The organism is Lewinella sp. W8, from assembly GCF_004375085.3.
Classification (GTDB): Bacteria; Bacteroidota; Bacteroidia; order Chitinophagales; family Saprospiraceae; genus Neolewinella.
On the sequence record NZ_SNAQ03000008.1, the window covers coordinates 16,103 to 35,448 of the forward strand.

The 19,346-nt window shown below is 55.6% G+C and carries 14 protein-coding genes and 1 pseudogene; 10 read left to right on the forward strand and 5 right to left on the reverse strand.

Annotated features, from left to right (window positions below; translation table 11 throughout):
* The first annotated feature begins 292 nt into the window (after nucleotides 1–292).
* From E1J53_RS10445 to aroC, 3 genes are all read left to right on the forward strand, one after another.
* Entirely contained in the window at nucleotides 293–664 is a 372-nt protein-coding gene (locus E1J53_RS10445) for a hypothetical protein (RefSeq protein ID WP_134270465.1), read from the forward strand.
* 149 nt (nucleotides 665–813) lie between these two features.
* A complete protein-coding gene (locus E1J53_RS10450) occupies nucleotides 814–1,200 on the forward strand; it encodes a hypothetical protein (protein WP_134270466.1) in 387 nt (128 codons plus the stop codon).
* Between the two features lie 417 nt (nucleotides 1,201–1,617).
* Nucleotides 1,618–2,700 (forward strand): chorismate synthase, encoded by a 1,083-nt coding sequence (gene aroC, locus E1J53_RS10455; RefSeq protein WP_134270467.1) that lies wholly within the window; start codon nucleotides 1,618–1,620, stop codon nucleotides 2,698–2,700.
* Nucleotides 2,701–2,710: 10 nt separating this feature from the next.
* Here the strand turns inward: aroC and rfbD are convergent, their stop codons facing one another.
* Nucleotides 2,711–3,574 carry a dTDP-4-dehydrorhamnose reductase gene (gene rfbD / locus E1J53_RS10460; RefSeq protein ID WP_134270468.1) on the reverse strand — a complete coding sequence of 288 codons (864 nt, stop codon included), beginning with the start codon at nucleotides 3,572–3,574 and terminating at the stop codon, nucleotides 2,711–2,713.
* Nucleotides 3,575–4,014: 440 nt separating this feature from the next.
* On the opposite strand from rfbD, the gene E1J53_RS10465 reads away from it, so the two are divergent.
* On the forward strand, nucleotides 4,015–7,434 hold the full coding sequence (locus E1J53_RS10465; protein WP_173021435.1) for an AAA domain-containing protein: 3,420 nt from the start codon (nucleotides 4,015–4,017) through the stop codon (nucleotides 7,432–7,434).
* Here E1J53_RS10465 and E1J53_RS10470 read toward each other — a convergent pair.
* Nucleotides 7,422–8,531, reverse strand: coding sequence for a DUF3810 family protein (locus tag E1J53_RS10470; protein ID WP_216650033.1), 1,110 nt, complete (start codon nucleotides 8,529–8,531; stop codon nucleotides 7,422–7,424). The genes E1J53_RS10465 and E1J53_RS10470 overlap by 13 nt on opposite strands.
* A 97-nt stretch (nucleotides 8,532–8,628) precedes the next feature.
* Here E1J53_RS10470 and trxA point away from each other — a divergent pair, with 97 nt between their 5' ends.
* The gene (gene trxA, locus E1J53_RS10475) at nucleotides 8,629–8,955 is read left to right on the forward strand and encodes a thioredoxin (protein ID WP_134270471.1); all 327 of its coding nucleotides are present in this window, start codon (nucleotides 8,629–8,631) and stop codon (nucleotides 8,953–8,955) included.
* A gap of 250 nt (nucleotides 8,956–9,205) precedes the next feature.
* On the forward strand, nucleotides 9,206–10,339 hold the full coding sequence (locus tag E1J53_RS10480; RefSeq protein WP_134270472.1) for a serine hydrolase: 1,134 nt from the start codon (nucleotides 9,206–9,208) through the stop codon (nucleotides 10,337–10,339).
* A gap of 107 nt (nucleotides 10,340–10,446) precedes the next feature.
* Here the strand turns inward: E1J53_RS10480 and E1J53_RS10485 are convergent, their stop codons facing one another.
* From E1J53_RS10485 to E1J53_RS10495, 3 genes are all read right to left on the reverse strand, one after another.
* Nucleotides 10,447–11,079, reverse strand: coding sequence for a DCC1-like thiol-disulfide oxidoreductase family protein (locus E1J53_RS10485; protein WP_134270473.1), 633 nt, complete (start codon nucleotides 11,077–11,079; stop codon nucleotides 10,447–10,449).
* Nucleotides 11,080–11,169: 90 nt separating this feature from the next.
* Nucleotides 11,170–12,129: a Na/Pi cotransporter family protein gene (locus tag E1J53_RS10490; protein ID WP_134270474.1), complete on the reverse strand. Its 960-nt coding sequence runs from the start codon at nucleotides 12,127–12,129 to the stop codon at nucleotides 11,170–11,172.
* A 56-nt stretch (nucleotides 12,130–12,185) separates the two neighbouring features.
* Nucleotides 12,186–13,343, reverse strand: a complete 1,158-nt coding sequence (locus tag E1J53_RS10495) for an LLM class flavin-dependent oxidoreductase (protein ID WP_134270475.1) — start codon at nucleotides 13,341–13,343, stop codon at nucleotides 12,186–12,188.
* Between the two features lie 185 nt (nucleotides 13,344–13,528).
* Between E1J53_RS10495 and E1J53_RS10500 the strand changes: the two genes are divergently transcribed.
* From E1J53_RS10500 to E1J53_RS10515, 4 genes and pseudogenes are all read left to right on the forward strand, one after another.
* Entirely contained in the window at nucleotides 13,529–14,968 is a 1,440-nt protein-coding gene (locus E1J53_RS10500) for a CitMHS family transporter (protein ID WP_216650034.1), read from the forward strand.
* Between the two features lie 12 nt (nucleotides 14,969–14,980).
* Nucleotides 14,981–16,273: pseudogene (locus E1J53_RS10505) on the forward strand (acyclic terpene utilization AtuA family protein); the annotation flags it as partial.
* A gap of 477 nt (nucleotides 16,274–16,750) precedes the next feature.
* Nucleotides 16,751–17,806: an alpha/beta hydrolase family protein gene (locus E1J53_RS10510; RefSeq protein ID WP_216650035.1), complete on the forward strand. Its 1,056-nt coding sequence runs from the start codon at nucleotides 16,751–16,753 to the stop codon at nucleotides 17,804–17,806.
* 7 nt (nucleotides 17,807–17,813) lie between these two features.
* Nucleotides 17,814–19,346, forward strand: a complete 1,533-nt coding sequence (locus E1J53_RS10515; RefSeq protein WP_134270477.1) for a carboxylesterase/lipase family protein — start codon at nucleotides 17,814–17,816, stop codon at nucleotides 19,344–19,346.

Sequence of the window (19,346 nt, forward strand, 5' to 3'; positions counted from 1 at the left end):
TCCGGACTATTTTGGTTAGGCAAGGCAAAGGTATACTTTGCAATGGAGGCGAAAGTCGGGTTTTTGTCGGGATTGCGCAACTACCCGCAAAAACAATAGTTATCCCGCCCGTATCCACGACAACAATCCTCCACAAAAGCAGTCCCAAAGCGGCAATTTTTCGCGCCGAGGGGGCATCTTCCAACGAATCCTGGAGGGTGATTATTCATCGAATCTGGCCCTGGATTTATCGAAAGAAATTGGGAAGAGCATGGTCATCGCCTAGTTTGGTCACGAATAAACTGATGCACCAATGAGATTAGTAAGCGTTCCCGTCGGAGACAACCTCCTGGAAGTATACAATAATATGTGGACCGGTGTCGAAACGGTTTCCTTCAACGGCCGGACGGTCAGCCGGCAGTTCAACTGGTTCGAAGGTATCCACCACTTCACCGTGATGGCGGACGACGGCGTCAGCGTTGACGATTATCGGGTAGAGATTCGCTTCAGTATGGCGGGGATCGTCGTCGATGTGTACCAAAACGAAGTGTGCTTGCTGGCGGGGAGCCGCCGCGCCCGTCGTAAATATGAAGATCAGCGTCGCTTTCAGCCGCGCAATTGTCGTCGCCAGCGGCAGCACGTCAAGGAACCCGTAAAACTCTGGCGGGAGGAACACCTCGTGTAACACTCACGTTGACTGAAATCATCGACCGCCACCCGGCTTATGTTGGGCAATGCTGGTTGGGAAAATCCTATTGCAGCATTAGCAGACCAGACGTTTTCTACCTTGCTTCCTCCCAGACAGTTCATCCCGCCAGATAATTAATTCAATTCATGCAAATCTTAGCCCTGAGGATAGATGATGACCTTCTGGAGGTCCATCACAACATGCTCAACAATAAGGACACCATATTTCTGAACGGGGAGGAAGTTCACGTCAAACGACGGTACTTCGGCACCACCCATAAGTTCAGTGCGCTGGCCACGGATGGATTTACGACCAATCACTTTCGGGTCCGCGTGGGGATGGGCATGAACGGACTGACCTTTGAAGTTACCAAAAATGAGGTGTGTTACCTGGCCACCAGCTCCCGAAAAATCAGTATGCCCCAGCGTCGCCGGCGACCGGCAGCTGCTCCCCGCGCCGCCCGTCATCAGGAGCGGCGGACGGTATCCCGGTCGACGGAATCGCCCCTAGACGACGAAGATTTGTTGGTCTGATTGGCCAGGAAGGGGGAACTGCCCCGAGTTTTGCTTCGCAGCTACCTTCGGTGGTCGCAATGCTAGTCGGGATCGTTGATTTCAAAGGAAATGCAACGGCCCCGAGTTCCGTTCAGCTCGTCGGGATCGTTGATTTCTGAGGAAATGCAACGGCGTGTGAAGTGAAACGGAATACTCGGCTCAGCCGGTGCGGGTGCAAAGTTCGTTCGCGGGGCAGTGTTTAGGGGTACCAAAACTTTGCCATACCCATTCCCTGGCACCCGCAACTTGTTGCCCAAAAATCAGTTGAGCACCTACTATATTCTTCTAAAACCCTCCCGGTCTGGCCATCGGACAAAGTCCGGGGAATATCGGCCAACCCGCCCCCAACAACTGGCCGGGCAACGTACCTTAGCGCCCCACAAAAGCCCCCCCTGTATGGCTGGAAGCAGCTTTGGACTGAACTTTCGCATCACCACTTTCGGAGAAAGCCACGGCCCCGGTTTGGGGGTCGTCATCGACGGATGCCCGGCGGGCATTGACTTTGACGAAGACTTTATCCAGGGAGAACTGGCCCGCCGGCGCCCCGGACAAAGCCGGATTGTCACCCAACGCAAGGAAGAAGATGGCGTTCAGGTCATCAGCGGCGTTTTCGAGGGCAAGACGACGGGCACCCCCATCGGCATGGTGATTTACAATAAGGATCAGCGCAGCCGGGATTACGGACACATTTTTGACAAATTTCGTCCGAGTCACGCCGACTACACCTTTTCGGCCAAGTACGGCATCCGCGATTATCGCGGAGGGGGGCGCAGCAGTGCCCGGGAGACGGCCGCCCGGGTAGCCGCCGGTGCCGTGGCGCAGTTGTTGCTCCGGCATTATGGCATCAGCATTCACAGCTTCGTCAGTCAGGTGGGGCACCTCAAGGTCGAGGCCCCTTACCAGTCGCTGGATTTCAGTCAGATTGAGGCCAACGACGTCCGATGCCCGGATCCCGAAGTAGCCAAAGCCATGGAGGCCGAAATCCTCACCGTCCGCAAGGCCGGCGATACCATCGGCGGAGTGGTTTCCTGCGTCGTTCAGGGCGTTCCCGCCGGATGGGGTCAACCCGTTTTTGACAAGCTCCACGCCGACCTCGGCAAGGCCATTTTGAGCATCAACGCCTGCAAGGGATTTGAGTACGGCAGTGGTTTTGCGGGAGTCACGCTACGGGGCAGCGCCCACAACGATGAGTTCTATACCGATGAGGAAGGGCGGGTCAGAACCCGGACCAACCTGAGCGGAGGCATCCAGGGAGGGATCTCCAACGGAGAAGACATCTACTTCCGGGCGGCCTTCAAGCCGGTCGCCACCATCATCCAGGACCAGGAGAGCGTCAACGAAGCCGGCGAAAAAGTAATCGTGAGTGGTAAGGGACGTCACGATCCCTGCGTCTTACCCCGGGCGGTGCCCATCGTGGACAACATGGTTGCCCTAGTGCTGGCCGATCACTGTTTGCGGGCGCGGAGCGACCGGATGTAGCCGCTCCATCCTAGAGGGCGACGTTGGCCCGGTAGCGCGCCAGGCAGTCTTCCAGGGCGTCTTCCCAGGGGCGGGGCGCCCCCACAATGGCGCTGATTTTGGTCGTATCCAAGACGCTGTAACTGGGCCGTTTGGCCGGGGTTGGGTACTGGGCCGTAGTGATGGCCTTGAGGTCGCAGTGGACGCCACTGATGGCGAAGATCCGTGCAGCAAAATCATACCAGGAGCACTGGCCGGCGTTGGCGAAATTATAGATCCCGGAGGGTGCCTGGCTCTGCGCGAGGCGGATGGCGGCCGCGGCGAGGTCCGCGGCGTACGTCGGGCCACCGATCTGGTCGTTTACGATGGAGAGCTGACCACGCTCCTCGCCGAGCCGCAGCATTGTCCGCAGGAAGTTATGGCCATACTCTGCGTAGACCCAACTGGTCCGGATGATGTAGGCATCCGGGTGATGGTGCAGGACTTCATTCTCCCCCAACAACTTGGTGCGGGCGTAGACGCTGCTTCCCTGGGTGCGGTCATCCTCTTTCAGCGGACGATCGTAACCGTCGGCGTAGACATAATCAGAAGAAAAGTGGACGAAGCCGATGTTTGCCTGGTGGCAGGCCGCCGCCAGGCGGCGGACACCCTCCACGTTGACCTCTCTGGCCTTATCCGGCTCACTTTCGGCCCGATCCACGGCCGTGTAGGCGGCCGCATTAAAGACCACGTCTGGCTGGGCTTCCCGCAGGGCCACCCGCAGATCGTCGGGCTTGGTAATGTTCAGGCTGGACCGATTGTAGGCAAAAACCCGCACGTCATCCAGCGTTTTTGCCGCGCCAATTAGTTTTTGCCCCAGTTGGCCGCCGGCGCCACAGATCATGATTCTTTTCATCTCCTTCAATACTGTTCAAGCCTCCCCCGGGTTGAATCCCGCCCGGGAAAACTATGGTTAAAATTTTGCTCGCCCCGGAAACATTGGGCTCCGGAGTTAGGCTGTTCCCTGAGGTTTCATCAGCGATTCCTGTAGGTAAGCACATTGATTTTTCCTAATGATAGCATCGTGTTGCGAAGTTTTTCTACCGGTGAAGGAGCTCTAGATTTCGTAACATCGGGCGGTAGTTGAATCTCCTTCATGGGGTGAAAAATGAAAAGTCTATGTTGTAACCTAGAGCAAGCCTTTTCCGGAAAGATGTTCTGCTACGGGAATGGCTCGGCGTGGAACGCCTCGACCGGTTTTTGCGGGACAACACTCCGCAGTCATGACCGGGCAAAATGGCCGAAAGTCCCGTACCCAAAAGCCCAAATGGGTTCTGGGTTTTACCTTCGCCTGTAATGACAGATTCCCAGAGGAACGACGCCTTCCGCAAGTACTTTTACCGGCAGCTTGATCGCATTGCGGAGGACGGAAGTATGTCCCCCGTGGCCCGGGGCCATGCCCTGCGTCGGTTAGTCCTGGAAATCTTTGAGCAGGCCACTGCCAACGAGCGCCTTCACTTCAGCACGAATTTCGCCCGGATCAGTTATTCGGCCCATAAGTTTGGCATTCCCCACCAGCACATCTTTCAGGAGCGCCACTTCCGCAGGAGGAAAATAGATGGCCTGAACGAGGAGGAGCTTGAGCGGCAACTCTTCACCGGCTACAAGCTGGCCACCGAATTGATCCGATACGTGTTCGGAGGAGCAGTCCCGGACAACCGGGTGGAACTGCTGACCCTCCCCTACCCCTTTCCCTACCGGGCACCCGAGGTCAGGGAGCGATTTCCCTCCCTGCGGGTGATCGCCGTGGAAGAAGACGAAGAAGAGGCCCTGCTGTACGTCCGGGAAGAAGTCCGGGCCGAACAAGTCTACGCCATTCCCTTTGCGCGGGAGACCGTCCCCAATCCGCTGGTGGCCCAGGCCATTGCCATCATCCGCAAGGTTAGCGGTATGCCGGTCCTGCTCAACCTCATTTCTGCCGAGTTGCGGGACGATGGTTTTCTCTATCCGGACCAAATCGTAGTCGAGCCCGATTACCTGATCGACGTAACGGCCGTTGCGGAAAGCTTTGACGGGGTAAAAAGCTACCAGCCCTGGAGCAGCCTGACCAAAAAGCTGCTGCCCTACCGCCAGACCATCCCCCTGCTTCGGGGAAACCTGGTCAACTACTTTCTGGACCGACTGGTGGAGGACCCCGAAACCGACTTCAAGGAGCTGCTACGGAACATCTTCCAAACCCAGCCTCTGGCGCTCTGCCTGTTCGACGACCGGGAAATCAAACAGCTCATTGAGCAACTAAAGCACCATTACGTTACTCTCCAGAAATTCGTCCGGCAGGATATGGCGGCCATCAACCTCGATCGGGCCTCCATCCTACTGGAACCGACCTTCCTCAGTCCGGAATACGGCGTTCAGGGGCGGCTGGACCTACTGCAGGCGGCGCCCGGCCCCAATGACCCAACGACCATCGTTGAGTTAAAAACCAGCAAGTACTGGAAGCCCAACAAGTTTGGCATCAACCAAACCAACTACATCCAGACGCTCCTTTATGACCTGATGATCAACCAGGCGCTGGGGGCCGACGCCAACGTACGGAGCTACATCCTGTACAGCAATGATTACGAGGCCGGACTGAAGTACGCTCCACCCGAGCGAAACCAGATGCTGGAAGCCGTGGCCGCCCGAAACCAGTTGATCGGGGTGGAGTTTTTGCTCACTCAGCTGGGTACCGACCCCAACGGCAATCTCCGCGAAGAGATCGGTCAACTGATGAGTCGGTTAAATCCCGATCACATTCCCGGCCTGGGCAGTTTCAGCAAGCGGGACCACCAAAAAACACTGGAGGTTTTTTCCCAGCTGACGCCGGTGGAGCAATGCTATTTCGGGGCCTTTTTGGGCTTCGTGGCCCGAGAGCAAAAACTGGCCAAAACCGGCGAACAACGACTGGAGGGCATCAATGGCCTGGCCAGCCTCTGGCTGGACGAGCGGGAGCAGAAAACCGAGCGCTTTGAGATCCTCGACGGTCTGACGTTCTCGTCCTACGACCAGGATACTGCGACCCTCAATCTGAAACGGCCGGCGGATGATGACCGGCTGGTCAAGTTTCGGCAGGGAGACATCATTGCCCTTTACGGAACTTCGGGACGGGAAGCCTCCCCCCGCGATCCGATTCGCTCCCAAATCCTGAAATCCACCCTGATTTCCCTGCGGCCCGACGCCGTGCAGCTTCGGCTGCGCAGCCACCAGCTCAGTGATGCCGTCTTCCACCGGTCGCGGTACTGGAGTATTGAAAAGGACGTCCTGGACAGCAGTTTCCGCAACCACTACCAGGGCATGATGGTCTGGGCGGACAGTCCGCCGCCGCGGCGGCGGCAGTGGCTGGGACTAGATCCCCCCGGAGAAGCCGCTCCCCTTGCCCACCAAATTGATCCGGGCCTGACGGACCAGCAGAACCGGATTCTGCAGCGCATCATTACGGCGCCGGATTACTTTTTGCTCTGGGGTCCGCCGGGAACGGGAAAAACGAGTCAGATGCTGCACCATCTGGTACGGTACCTGCTGGAGCATACCGAGGAGCATCTGCTGCTCGTGGCCTACACCAACCGGGCGGTGGACGAAATCTGCGAGTCGATTGAACGCATTACCGGACCCGACGGGAGCCCCTACACGGATTACCTGCGCATTGGCAGTCGCTACGGCGTGGCCCCGCAGTTTGAAGAGCGGCTACTGCAGATTCAGAGTAGCCGCGTCAATACGCGTAGTGCCCTTACGGATTTGATTCGTCAGCGACGGGTCGTGGTGGGTACGGTTGCCAGTGTGGGTGGCAAGGAAGCCCTGTTTACCCTCAAGCAATTTGATCGCATCATCGTCGACGAGGCCAGTCAGATTCTGGAACCGTTGCTGGCGGGGCTGTTGCCCCGCGCCCCCCGTAGCCTGCTGATCGGGGACCACCGTCAATTACCCGCCGTGGTGCAGCAGCGCGAAGAAGACAGCCGGGTGTACGACCAGGGACTCCGTAAGCTGGGCCTTCAGCACCTCAGCACCAGCCTGTTCGAGCGGCTTTACCGCACGGCCCAGGAACGGGAATGGCACTGGGCCTACGACCAGTTGAGCCACCAGGGGCGGATGCACGCCGACATCATGGACTTTCCCGCCACCCACTTCTACGACCATCAGCTGGACATTCTTCCGGAAAGCATTGCCCACCGAAAAACACAGCTCCTGCCACTGCCCCCGGCACCCGCGTCCGCGCCCCCCTTAGTCCAAAAAATCAGCGACCAACGACTGCTCTTCCTCGAGACCGAACCGGACCTCCTTACCGGCGACCCCAAAGTAAACGATCACGAAGCCGCGCTGATGGTGGACCTCATTGGGGCCTTCGAAGCACTGTACGCCGGCAGCGACCGGCCCATCCGACCGGGGGACATCGGCATCATCACGCCCTACCGTGCCCAGATCGCCCACATTCGTCAACGGCTGGTTAAGGCCGGACAGTCGCCCGACGACTTTACGGTGGATACCGTGGAACGCTATCAGGGCGGCGCCAAGCGAATTATCCTGATTTCCCTTTGCACCAACGAGGACAAGCAGATTCAGATGCTTTCCCAGATCAGCGAGGAGGGCGTGGACCGTAAGCTGAACGTAGCCATGACGCGGGCCCGCGAACACCTCGTGCTGGTGGGCTGCCCCCACATCCTGCGACAGAGCACCGTGTACGGAGCACTGCTGGATTATTTATCGGGTGATCAAGCCCGGACAAGCCCCTACTCGGGGTAGGTCTTTCGGTAGCCTTCGACCAGTTGGACGACCCGCCCGTAATTGAGCATGCCTTCGTGAATGCCCTGGGCCTTCAGGTAGGCATTGTAGGTGGCGTTCCGGACGGCCGGGGCGATGTCCTGATACTTTTCCCCGTTTTCGTAAATCGCCTGAAGGTCATTCCGGATGCCGGAGTACAGGGACGTCCGTCGCCAGGCGAGGTATCCTTCGGGATCCGCGTAGCGGAGCCTACCCGCCAGGCGGCGCCAGTGGGCCAATTCAAAAGCGTATTGCAGGGCAGGATCGGTGGCGCGTTGACCGGCCAGCCAGGCCAGAAAGGAGCAGGTACCTTCTCCGCCAAAACCGTAGGCGTGGGACAGTTCGTGCGCCATCACGGCGGGTTCCTGCAGGGGGTGGAGGCCCGCATCCAGATTACCCTCTCCGGCCCAGGGCCAGTAGACGCCGGCGGTGCTTAGTCGCAGGAGGATGCCACGGGGAAGCAGTCGCCGGGCCCGGGGGCGCCCGCCGGCGGGAATACCGTGGTCTTCCAGTGCCCGGGCCACGAGGGGGCGTACGGCACCTTCCAGATCCGCCGGAAAATCTTTGGCGCTGAGGGCCAGGGTATCCGGGCTGACCCGTTGCCGCAGATCGGCCAATCGTTCTCCTCCGGAATACACCCGTTCGCGGAGCTCCTCCAGCGAGGGGGAATAGGGAGCAAACTCCATGGTTTCTTCCACCGGTAGGCGGCCGTAATTAATCCCCCAGAAGAGGAGGAAAAAGGCCACCAGCGTGCTGGCCGCACGGATGAACCACAGGCCACCCAGGAGGACCGACTGCCCCCAGCCCGGGCGGGGGACCATCCGGCGCCACGCCCCCCATTTCCGAACCACGACGACCAGAACTAGGCCCCAGAATACGTAGAACAGCGGAATGGGCAGGCGCGCGATGGTGTGGTCCCAGATCGCCCGAAAAAAGGGGAAGACGTTGCGACTGTACATCGTTTCGATGGCCTCCGCCGGGAGCGAAAAGCGGAGGATCAGGACCAGCGCCAGGACGAACAAGCTCCCGCCGGTTCGCTGGAGGGCCAGTTTGAGGAAATTGGTGTCGTTTTGCGTCACTTCGATACGGGATTTTACCTTTGCGTCAACCTTCACTATACGAAGACGTTTTACCATCGTGCAATTCGCACAGAGAACCTGAAAAAATACAATACTAATGGCTTTCGAACTGACAGATGCCAACTTCCAGGAAAACGTACTGGATAAAAAAGGAATTGCCGTCGTTGACTTTTGGGCGGAATGGTGTGGTCCCTGCCGCATGATTGGTCCCGTTATTGAGGAGCTTTCTCAAGAATATGACGGAAAGGCCCTCGTTGCGAAGGTTGACGTAGACGAAAATTCCGAGTTGAGCTTTAAGTACGGCGTCCGTTCGATCCCCACCATCCTGATCCTCAAAGACGGGGAAGTGGTGGATAAGCACGTTGGCGTTACGACCAAGCAGGCCCTCGTTGAGAAGATCGAGGCCCAGCTGGCCGCCGCTTAATTGCGGTAGGATACTTACTGTACGAAGCACCATCGTCCTGCGGGGCGGTGGTGCTTCGTTGTTTCGGGCAGGGGAAAAGTAATGGTCTTCCAGAGCGATTTGGGAAGATCAGGTAACGCTCCCGAGATACGCAAAGCACGTCGGGATCATAGATTTAAGGGTGAATGCGACGAAGCGCAGGTGCCGGGTTAAATTGCTCAAGGAGCCAGGGCCCTTATCTTTATCGTGAAAGAGCCAGAAAAGGATTACCATGAAACGCTACTGCCTATTGCTTTGCCTCATGGGGCTGCTGTTACCTAGCTGTCGGCAGAGTCCGCCGCCGCCCGGTGAGACTTTCCCCAAAGATCTTCCCTACGAAGCTCCCACCACCGTATTTCCGGATACCGGTTGGGTCAACGCCAGTCCGGAATCCCTCGGGGTTACCCCCGATTCATTGATGGCGGCGCTGGAGTATTTATCCCAATACTGTAAGGAAGACGGACTGGAAGAGACCATGATCGTGCGGCACGGTCGGGTCATCTGGTCGGGGGACAGCCTGGCGAAAGTCCACGACATCTGGTCGTGTACGAAGTCCTTCGTCAGTACGGCGGCCGGCCTCATGGCGGCCGAAGGCCTCCTTGACCTGGACCAGCCCGTGGCGGTCCACGAGCCCCTGCTGGCGGAACAGTACCCCAACGCCACCTACCGTCACTTTCTGACCATGACCAGCGGGTACAACGCCCGGGGCAGTACTCGCTGGCCGGGTGACGTCAGTGAAGACTGGTCCGCAACGCCATTCACGCCAGCAGCACCACTCTTTGAGCCGGGGACGGCCTTTGCCTACTGGGACGAGGCCATGATCATGCTCGGGCGGGCTCTGACCAAGGTCAGCGAAGTCTCGCTGGAGAACTACCTAGCCGAAACCCTGCTCTACCCCATCGGCATCGAAGACTGGAGCTGGTGGTACGAGGAGGCGCTACCGGACGGGACGCCCATCAACTTCGGGGGAACGGGGCTCAAGATGTGCGCCCTGGATCAGGCGCGCTTCGGCCTGCTGTTTCTGAACGACGGAGTCTGGAACGGCCAACGAATACTTCCCGAAGGATGGGTGGCGGAAGCCACCGCCAATCAAGTTCCCACCTCCCTGGCGCTGGCCGATACCGACCGGCAATCCACCGACGGCCGGGGCATCTACGGATATAACTGGTGGGTGATCAACGAGGGCACCGATGCTCCGGTTGCCGGGGCCTTTACGAGCGGACTCAACCATAACGTGTGCCTGATCATTCCCGCGTGGGACATGGTCATCGTCCGGCAGGGGGTGGACGGAAATCCGGACGACATTTCCAAGCACGCCCTGTACAGTGAGATTATCCGGATTTTGGACGGCGGGGTGCGGTATTGATTTGACCGAAGGGTAAAATACCATTGTTTGGCTCAAATTTTTCCAAATTCCGTCGACAGAGTCTACATGTAGACTCTGTCGATTTTTGCCAACACAAAAATCATTGCTCACCCTAACCGTCGCCACAATTCCCCGACCAACACTGCCCAAAAAACGAGAATGGTCACCTTTCCGGGCATCCAGGAACTCAGGCAGGAAGCCAGGAGGATTGTCGTAGCTAAATGTCCGAGAGAATCCAGGCGGTCGGCTCTAGAGATTAGCCAGGCACCAATAAAGAAGACCCCGAAAAGTGTCCACCCCCCGGGGATACCCAGTAAGGTGGCAAAAATTATGGCCAATGCAATCCACATCAGTCTCCACCCCCGGTGGACATCCGGGGCACAATCATACCCATTTTCCGGAGCCCGGGTACCGGCGATGATGCGCCGGTTGTAGGTGATCAACCAGTAAAGGGGCTTTAGGATGGCGAGCAATACGGGGCTTCGAAAAATGGGCCGTAAGCGAGGCATGGCCCTGGACAGAACGGTAGTCATGGCGTCCAAACCGTAGAGAACTTCCCCGCTCCGCACGTCCACCAGAGGGATTTCGTGACGACCGCGGTCCAGATCAATGCGGGGAAGTATCTCTTCGTCAATGGCGCTGAAGGGCGTCCGGTCGCTCCATCCACAACGCTTGAATGCACCAGTATACACCCGACACATCGGGCAGGCATCATCGTATAGAAAGGTGGGCTGGGTCATGCTTGAGGTCAATTGGGTCACCCCAAAGATAGGAGCTTTATTGCAAACTTTCAATTTTTTCTGAAAGTTCAGAATAAAAAATGCCCCAACCTACTTCCCCTGGGCTTCTCCATTCTTTCGGTCGGGAAGCAGCGCATTGAGTGCCATCTCCGTCCAGTGGACAAAGGGTAGGAAAATCAGGACGCCCAGGATATTAAAGAGCATGTGCGCGTTGGCGATCATGCTTCCAATATCCTCGCTGGCCGATATACGCTCGATCAAGTCCACGAAGGGCGTAAATAATAGTAGGCCCACCATGATGGTCATCAGGTTGAAGAAGACGTGAAACAAGCCCGCCTTGAGGGCCTGACGGCTGCCGTTGATGGTTGCCAGCAGGGTGTCTGAGCAAGTGCCCAGCTCGGCCCCCAGCATGATGGCAATACCCCCAGCCGCCGAAAGCATTTGCTGCTTTCCAAGGACAATAGCCATACCGACCGTTCCACTGGAGGATTGAATAATCAGCGTGATTAATCCCCCGATCAGCGCCCCATGGAGGGCATCATCTTCTACGCGGCTGATCCACTGCGCAAAAATTTCGCTTTCCTTCAGGGGCAACACCGATTGCTCGATGATGAACAAACCGAAAAAAAGCATTCCGAAATACAGCAACACTCTGCCGTAGGATTTCCAGCGGTCGCTCTTCAAAAAAATCATCATCGCAAAACCAATCAGCAGGGGGACGATGGAATATTTACCGACGGAAAGGGCGATGATCTGGCTGGAGAAGGTGGTCCCGATGTTCGCCCCCATGATCAGCCCAATGGCCTGTCGGAAGGTGAGGGTCCGGGCGTTGATAAAGACAATGACGAGGATAATTACCGCGGAAGAAGAGTCCAGCAGTACCGTAAGGATTGCCCCGATGAAGATTGCGGAGAAGATATTGGAGGTATATCTTTTAATGATGGACTTTGCCCCGTCCGTAAAAACACCTTTAAGGACCTCAGAGAGCTGGGTAATGGCGAACAGGAAGAGGACCAGTCCTCCAATCAGGAAGGTGACGATTTCGCTCATGATGCTTCGGTTTGGTCCATTAAAAAACGCTCCGTAGTTAGCGGAATCTTGCCGTGCTAAAATCTAGGCCCCGCCGCCAGTGGCGTCTGGGGTACTTCAGCTGGGCGTCGTCCCATCTCCTCCGGTAAAGAACAGGTTTTTAACCGCGGCAAAACGTAGCGGCCAAACAGGTCACATTCTTCCAGGTGAGGATACCCCGACAGAATGAAGGACCTAATCCCCATAGCATGATACCGCATTAATTTTTCGTACACCTGATCGGGGTCCCCGACGATTGCCGCTCCGCACCCGGAGCGTGCCCGCCCGATACCCGTCCAGAGATGGTCTTCCACGAAGCCTTCCAAATCACTTTGGTTTCTCATTTCCGCCTGCCGGGAGACCCCGTAGCTTTGGGCATCCAGGGCCCGATTGCGTATTTCCTCCCCTTGTTCCGCATCAAGGTGAGACATCAGATTTCGGGCCGCCTGTCTTGCTTCATCTTCGGTTTCCCGGACAATCACGTGCACCCGCAACCCAAAATCCACCGTTCGCTGGAAGCGGCGATCCGCCTGATCACTCATATTCTCCATCAGTTCCCGGAGGCGAGCTTCCGTTTCGGGCCACATCAGGTACACGTCGCAGTGTTCGGCGCACAGTTCTACCCCCGGTGGCGAGTAGCCACCGAAGTACAGGAGAGGTCCACCATTTTGCTGGTAGGGCTTCACGGGGGCGGTTGGCAGGTCAAGATCGTAATATTCCCCCCTAAACTTCAGGTGATCCTGCGTCCAGCACTGTTTTAGTATCTCAATGACTTCACGGCTTCGCTGATATCGGGCGGCGCTTTCCATCTCGGTCCCTGGGAGGTTGGAGGAGATAATGTTGACCGTCAGCTTTCCGAGTAGTATATGGTCCAGGGTCGCCAGGGCCCGCGCCAACATGGGGGGATGGACCTCGCCGCACCGAATGGCCGTCAGGAGATTCATTTGTCGCAACTGTGGGGCCAGAGCAGCGGCAAACGTCAGGGTATCCTGGCCTACCTGATAGCTACTGGGAAGAAGCATATTCCGAAAGCCCAATTCATCCGCCGTACGGGCAATTTGCGCAGCATTACGATAACTGCTACGATAAAAAGGATCCCGACGCCCAAGAAAGCGATCGTCTCCGTCACAGATGGGGGCGAACCAGGAGACTTCGGCGGAATCAAGATGGGGAGAGCGGATGTGCATTTTGGTGATGACGTCTGATGGTTACTGGAAGTCTATTTTGTAAAAAAAATACTCCCACAATATGACTCCTGGAGTCTGGTAATTAGGTGCCAAAACGGAGCTCCTGAGTTGGACCCAAAAGATTTTCGGATTAAATATCTTCAATTGATAGTCGTAAACTTAGCACTCGTAGCCTGAGAATTCTTGTAAAATCCATGAAAAATGGCGGCGAGTATAATCCCATTTTTGAAGGACTTCAGGACATTTTCCAAAATCAAAACTTCTTATCCAGAAAAGCTACTGCTCTTAAAGTAGAAAGCACATCCCCCAAAACAGATGAGTCCATGTTTTTAAGTGGTTTGTTCATTATCCTCGTTCTACTGTTCCTGATTCTCAGTAAGAGGATGAGCGCGCTGGCAGCCTTGATTCTGGTTCCCGTGGGAGGAGCCCTCCTGTCGGGTTATGGCAGTGACACGTTCACCTTCGCCGTAGCCGGAATTCAGAGTATTGCTCCCGTAGTGGCAATGTTTGTTTTTGCCATTCTGTTTTTCAGTTTACTAAAGGACACAGGATTATTCGACCCCATAATCCGGGGGATACTAGGACGGGTGGGAAAAAATCCGGCATGGATCACCTTGGGCACGGCCCTGCTGGCCATGACGGTTCATTTTGACGGTTCGGGGGCAACGACCTTCTTAATTACCATCCCAGCTCTACTTCCTTTGTATGAGGAACTAAATATGGACCGTCGGGTACTCGCTTGTATTGTATCGTTGGCGGCGGGCACCATGAACATGGTGCCTTGGGGTGGCCCTACCTTACGGGCAGCAACCGCCCTGGAGGTGTCCGTTAATGAGTTGTATGCTCCACTATTAATCCCTCAGCTTGGTGGCCTGTTGTTTGTCCTAGGAGTTGCCTGGTGGCTCGGCCGTCGGGAGGCTAAACGTCTGGGGCATACCACAGGCATGGAAAATGCACTTCCGGATACTGAGCACATTTACCGGACAATTGACGAAGAAACCGCTGCCCTTCGCCGTCCTGGTATGTTATGGTTCAATGCGCTGCTGGCAGTGGCAGTACTGGTCATATTAATCACTGGATGGATTCCCCCAGCACTCGTATTTATGCTCGGGTTCATCACCGCTCTTTTACTTAACTACCCCAACCAAACTGAGCAAAAGAATCGCATTATGGCGCATGCTCAGGCAGCTATACTTATGGCGGCAATTTTACTTGCGGCCGGCGTATTCACGGGAATCATGAAAGAATCCGGCATGCTTACGGCGATGGCCGAACAAGCGACTCAATGGATTCCCCGGGAGGCAGGGTCACACTTACCGACGATGCTGGCGGTCTGTAGTATGCCACTCAGTTTTGCCTTCGATCCTAACTCTTTTTACTTCGGCCTGTTGCCCGTGCTGGCACAAACGGGCATTGAATTCGGCATTCCCCCCGCCACGATGGGTCATGCTGCCCTGATGGGACAAATGACCACTGGTTTTCCCGTCAGCCCCCTGACCGCCTCAACCTTCCTTTTAATTGGCCTGGCTAAAGTAGACCTAGCCGATCACCAGCGCTATACTTTCGGTTACGCGTTTTTGACATCCCTGGTAATGACGTTGATCGCAATACTGATCGGCGTAATCCCTTTGTAAACCCCATGTAGGATGAAAAATAGCATCAGAATCGGAGGAGGAGCCGGATATTCGGGAGACCGTATCGAACCCGCCAGAGACCTTGCGCTACGGGGCAAAATTGATTATCTGGTCTTTGAATGTCTCGCCGAACGAACTATTGCCCTGGCACAACTCAGCAAGTTGCAGGACCCCGAAGGAGGGTACGACGCGCTGCTAGAAGACCGAATGCGAGCTTGCCTCCCCACCTGTCAGGCAAAAGGCATACGGGTTATCAGTAACATGGGAGCCGCCAACCCATTAGCCGCGGCCAGGCGAACGCTACAGATCGCCGAAGAATTGGGGCTTGGATCGATAAAAGTCGCGGCCGTAGGTGGTGATGATGTGCTTGAGTTTCTTCAGCGGGACAACTACGCCTTTTTGGAAAGCGACCAAACCGTAGACTCAATCCGGTCACAAATGATCTCAGCCAACGCCTACCTTGGTGTGGAAGGGATAGTGGATGCCCTACATCAGGGAGCGGACGTAATCCTGACGGGCAGAGTGGCTGACCCAGCGCTATTCCTTGCCCCCATGATTTTTGAATTTGGTTGGTCGATGAATGACTATGACCTACTGGGCAAGGGAACCACCCTCGGGCATTTAATGGAGTGCGCCGGACAGGTCACCGGTGGCTATTTCGCCGACCCAGGATATAAGGACGTAAAGGATTTAGCGCGCCTGGGCTTCCCAATTGCGGAAATTACACCGGACGGTTCCTTTTTCATAAGTAAGCTTCCTGATACCGGTGGGCAGGTAACCATCAAAAGTTGCGTTGAACAGCTGCTTTACGAAATCCATGATCCCGCCACCTACCTCACTCCTGATGTGGTAGCAGACTTTTCGAAGGTACACTTTGAGGAAGTTCAAAAGAATAAGATCCTCGTTCGTGGCGCAACGGGAAGGGCGCCTACGGGGCAATTAAAAGTATCCGTTGGTTATCAGGAAGGCTACATTGGAGAGGGACAAATCAGCTATGGGGGGAGCGGTGCCATGAATCGTGCTCAGCTGGCACTTGATATAGTGCGCGAGAGACTTCGAATGTCAGGTAACTCTTATACCGATTGCCGGTTTGAAATCATCGGGTACAACCACCTCTACGGCGGTGCCCTATCCAGCGGTGAACCTGCCGAAGTCCGTATACGGGTGGCTGCTAAAACCGCGGATCGTTCGTCCGCCAAACGGGTTGGGTGGGAAGTAGAGGCCCTTTATACTAACGGCCCCGCTGGAGGTGGAGGAGCAATAAAAACAGTTCAGGAGGTGATTGCCATTCAATCGGTATTACTGGACGCCAATCTGGTGAAGCCCAGCGTATCAATTGAACGTGGACAAAACCAAACCACTTCACCTGAAGGACACCTTATCGCTACTACCGCAAAAGAGGATCATCCACCGTTACCGAACACCAGTACCATCAGTAAGGTCCAACCCTTAATCCCAAGCCCTCATCTTACCTTAAAATCGCTCGCCCATTCCCGCACCGGTGATAAGGGAAATATTGCCAACATCTCGGTGATTGCCTACGATAAAACCAACTTTTCGCTACTGGAGCGCGAGTTAACTGCTGAAAAAGTCAAAGACTATCTGTCAGAAATCGTGGAAGGAGAGGTTTTACGCTACGCATTACCGCAATTAGGAGCACTTAATTTTGTTCTCTATAACGCTTTGGCCGGAGGAGTAACCCGCTCTTTAGCTTTAGACAAGCACGGTAAAACACTATCATCAACCCTGTTAGACATGAAACTGAATGTAAATGACTGAGCAATGAACAAACTATGCGCAACATCAGCTCGCTACCTCATCATGATTACCCTGTGTGGAGTAGTAGCGTTTATCAATGCACAAGTCCCCAAGGGGACGGTGATCGTCGACTCTCTCTATTCGGCTCACCTGGAAAATGACTATGGCGAACACCCCACTCGCGCTCTTTCGGTTTACTTACCTCCGGGTTATGAAGGAGGTACCGACTCCTATCCAGTTATTTATTATCTCCATGGCTTTTTGAACAATCATGAATTGTGGCCGGAAATGGTAGAAGTACTGGACTTTGCCATTGCCAATCACCGAATTCGCCCGTTTATCTTAGTAGTATCGGATCAGCGCACTACCTACGACGGAAGCTTCTACAGCAATTCTGGTTTATTCGGTAATTGGGAAGATTTTACGGTATTCGATCTGGTTGAACACATGGATAAAAACTATCGTACCATTCCCAACCGAAACAGCCGTGGCATTACCGGGCACAGTATGGGAGGCTACGGTGCGCTTAAGATCGCCATGCGGCACCCGGATATCTTCAGTTCGGTCTATGCGTTAAGCCCGGGAGCTTTGGCAATCGCCCGTGAATACGGGCCGAACAGCAACACTTACCGCGAACTGAGTAAAGTAACGTCAACCAAACAACTCTCTGAGACTTACTTCCCAAAGGTTATTGTTGCCTTTGCTAAATCATGGTCTCCCAATCCTGACAAGCCGCCGTTTTATTGCGACATTCCCTTTGCATACCACAATGAAGAACTTGTCGTCAAAGAAGATGTACTTCAAAAATGGTATAAAAATATGCCCCTCTACATGATTGATGACTACCTAGACAACCTGAGGCAGTTGCGGGCCATCAAACTGGACTGGGGGAGAAATGCCGGTGATCGCTTCACCATACAATGCGAAATGTTCAGTCAGCGACTTGAGAACGTTGGCATCACCCATTTTGCCGAAGAATACATTGGCACCCACGTAAGCGGAATCTTCACAAAAGATGGACGAGTTCCAAATCAAATGCTCCCCTTCTTTGACCATTACCTCGACTTTTCAGCTCAATAACTCCACCATGAAAACCTTCCTCCTTAGCCTGCTCGTGTGGCCGCTATTCCTTACGGCCCAAACGCCGATTGTGTCCACGGACTACGGAAAAGTCCAGGGGACCCAAACGGAATCCGGCCTCCAGGTTTTCCGGGGCATTCCCTTTGCCGCTCCCCCCGTAGGCCACCTGCGCTGGCGCGCACCCCAACCGCCAACGGCATGGGAAGGGATCCGGCCCTGCGACAGCTGGGGACCGAGCCCCATGCAGGCCAAACCCGTCCCCTTCCTCTTCTGGTCGCAGGAGTTTCTGATTCCGGAAGAACCGATCAGTGAAGACTGCCTGTACCTCAACGTTTGGACCGGCGCCAAAAAGCCGGAAGAACAACGACCCGTATTCGTGTACATTTACGGCGGAGGATTTCGCAGTGGCGGCAGTGCCTGCCCCATCTACGACGGAGAGGCCATGGCGGAAAAGGGAGTGGTGTTCGTCAGCATCAACTACCGGGTCGGCATCTTTGGTTTTCTCGCCCATCCGGAGTTAAGCAAGGAGTCCGACAATGGGGTATCCGGCAACTACGCTCTCCTGGACATGATCGCTGCCCTGCACTGGGTACAGGACAACATCGCCGCCTTCGGCGGCGACCCGGACAACGTCACCATCGCCGGTCAATCAGCCGGTGCCTTCGCGGTAAGCTACCTTACCGCTTCTCCCCTGGCCAGCGGATTATTTCACCGGGCAATTGCCCAGAGTGGTGGCAGCTTTGCCTCGAGTGCCCTGACCCCGCCCGTTACCCTGTCGGATGCCGAGAAGGCTGGCTTGCAGTTTCAGTCCAGAATGAACTGCGAAAACCTCACCGAACTGCGCGCAAAAAAGGCCGAAGATTTACTGATGGATCGGGCCGCTCTAATTAGTCCAAACATTGACGGCCATGTCCTTCCCGCTCTGAACGCCGAAATCTACCGCAACGGCCAACACCATGACGTACCACTCCTGATCGGCTGGAACAAAGACGATCGGGTAATGATCGGTGGCCCACCGCCAGCCACGGAATTCCGGGCCAACCTGAACGACCGTTTTGGCGAGCTCGCCTCAGAAGCCCTGAGCGTCTATCCTGCCCGTACCGAAGAAGAGGCCGCCCAGTCTCATTTCGATCTGGGACGCGATCAGACCTTCGGCGTTCAGGTGTACGCCTGGGCAAAAATTCAGGACCAGTACGGACAATCGCCAGTGTACGTCTACAATTTCAACCGGGGATTACCCGCATATACTCCCGAAACCGCCTACGGGGCCTTCCATTCTGGAGAAATCGTCTACGCCTACGATAACCTGCATACCCTCGACCGGCCCTGGGAAGCAGTAGACCAGAAGATCGCCACGGATATGTCCGCCTACTGGGTCAATTTTGCCACCACCGGAAACCCCAACGGTAAGGGGCTCCCCCGCTGGTCACCCTTTACCGCCAAAAAAGAACGGGTACTGGTAATCGATGAAAAAACCCGCACTAAGGTGCTCCCGGACCAAGACAAATTACGCTTCCTGGAAAAAGCCTTGAAACAATAG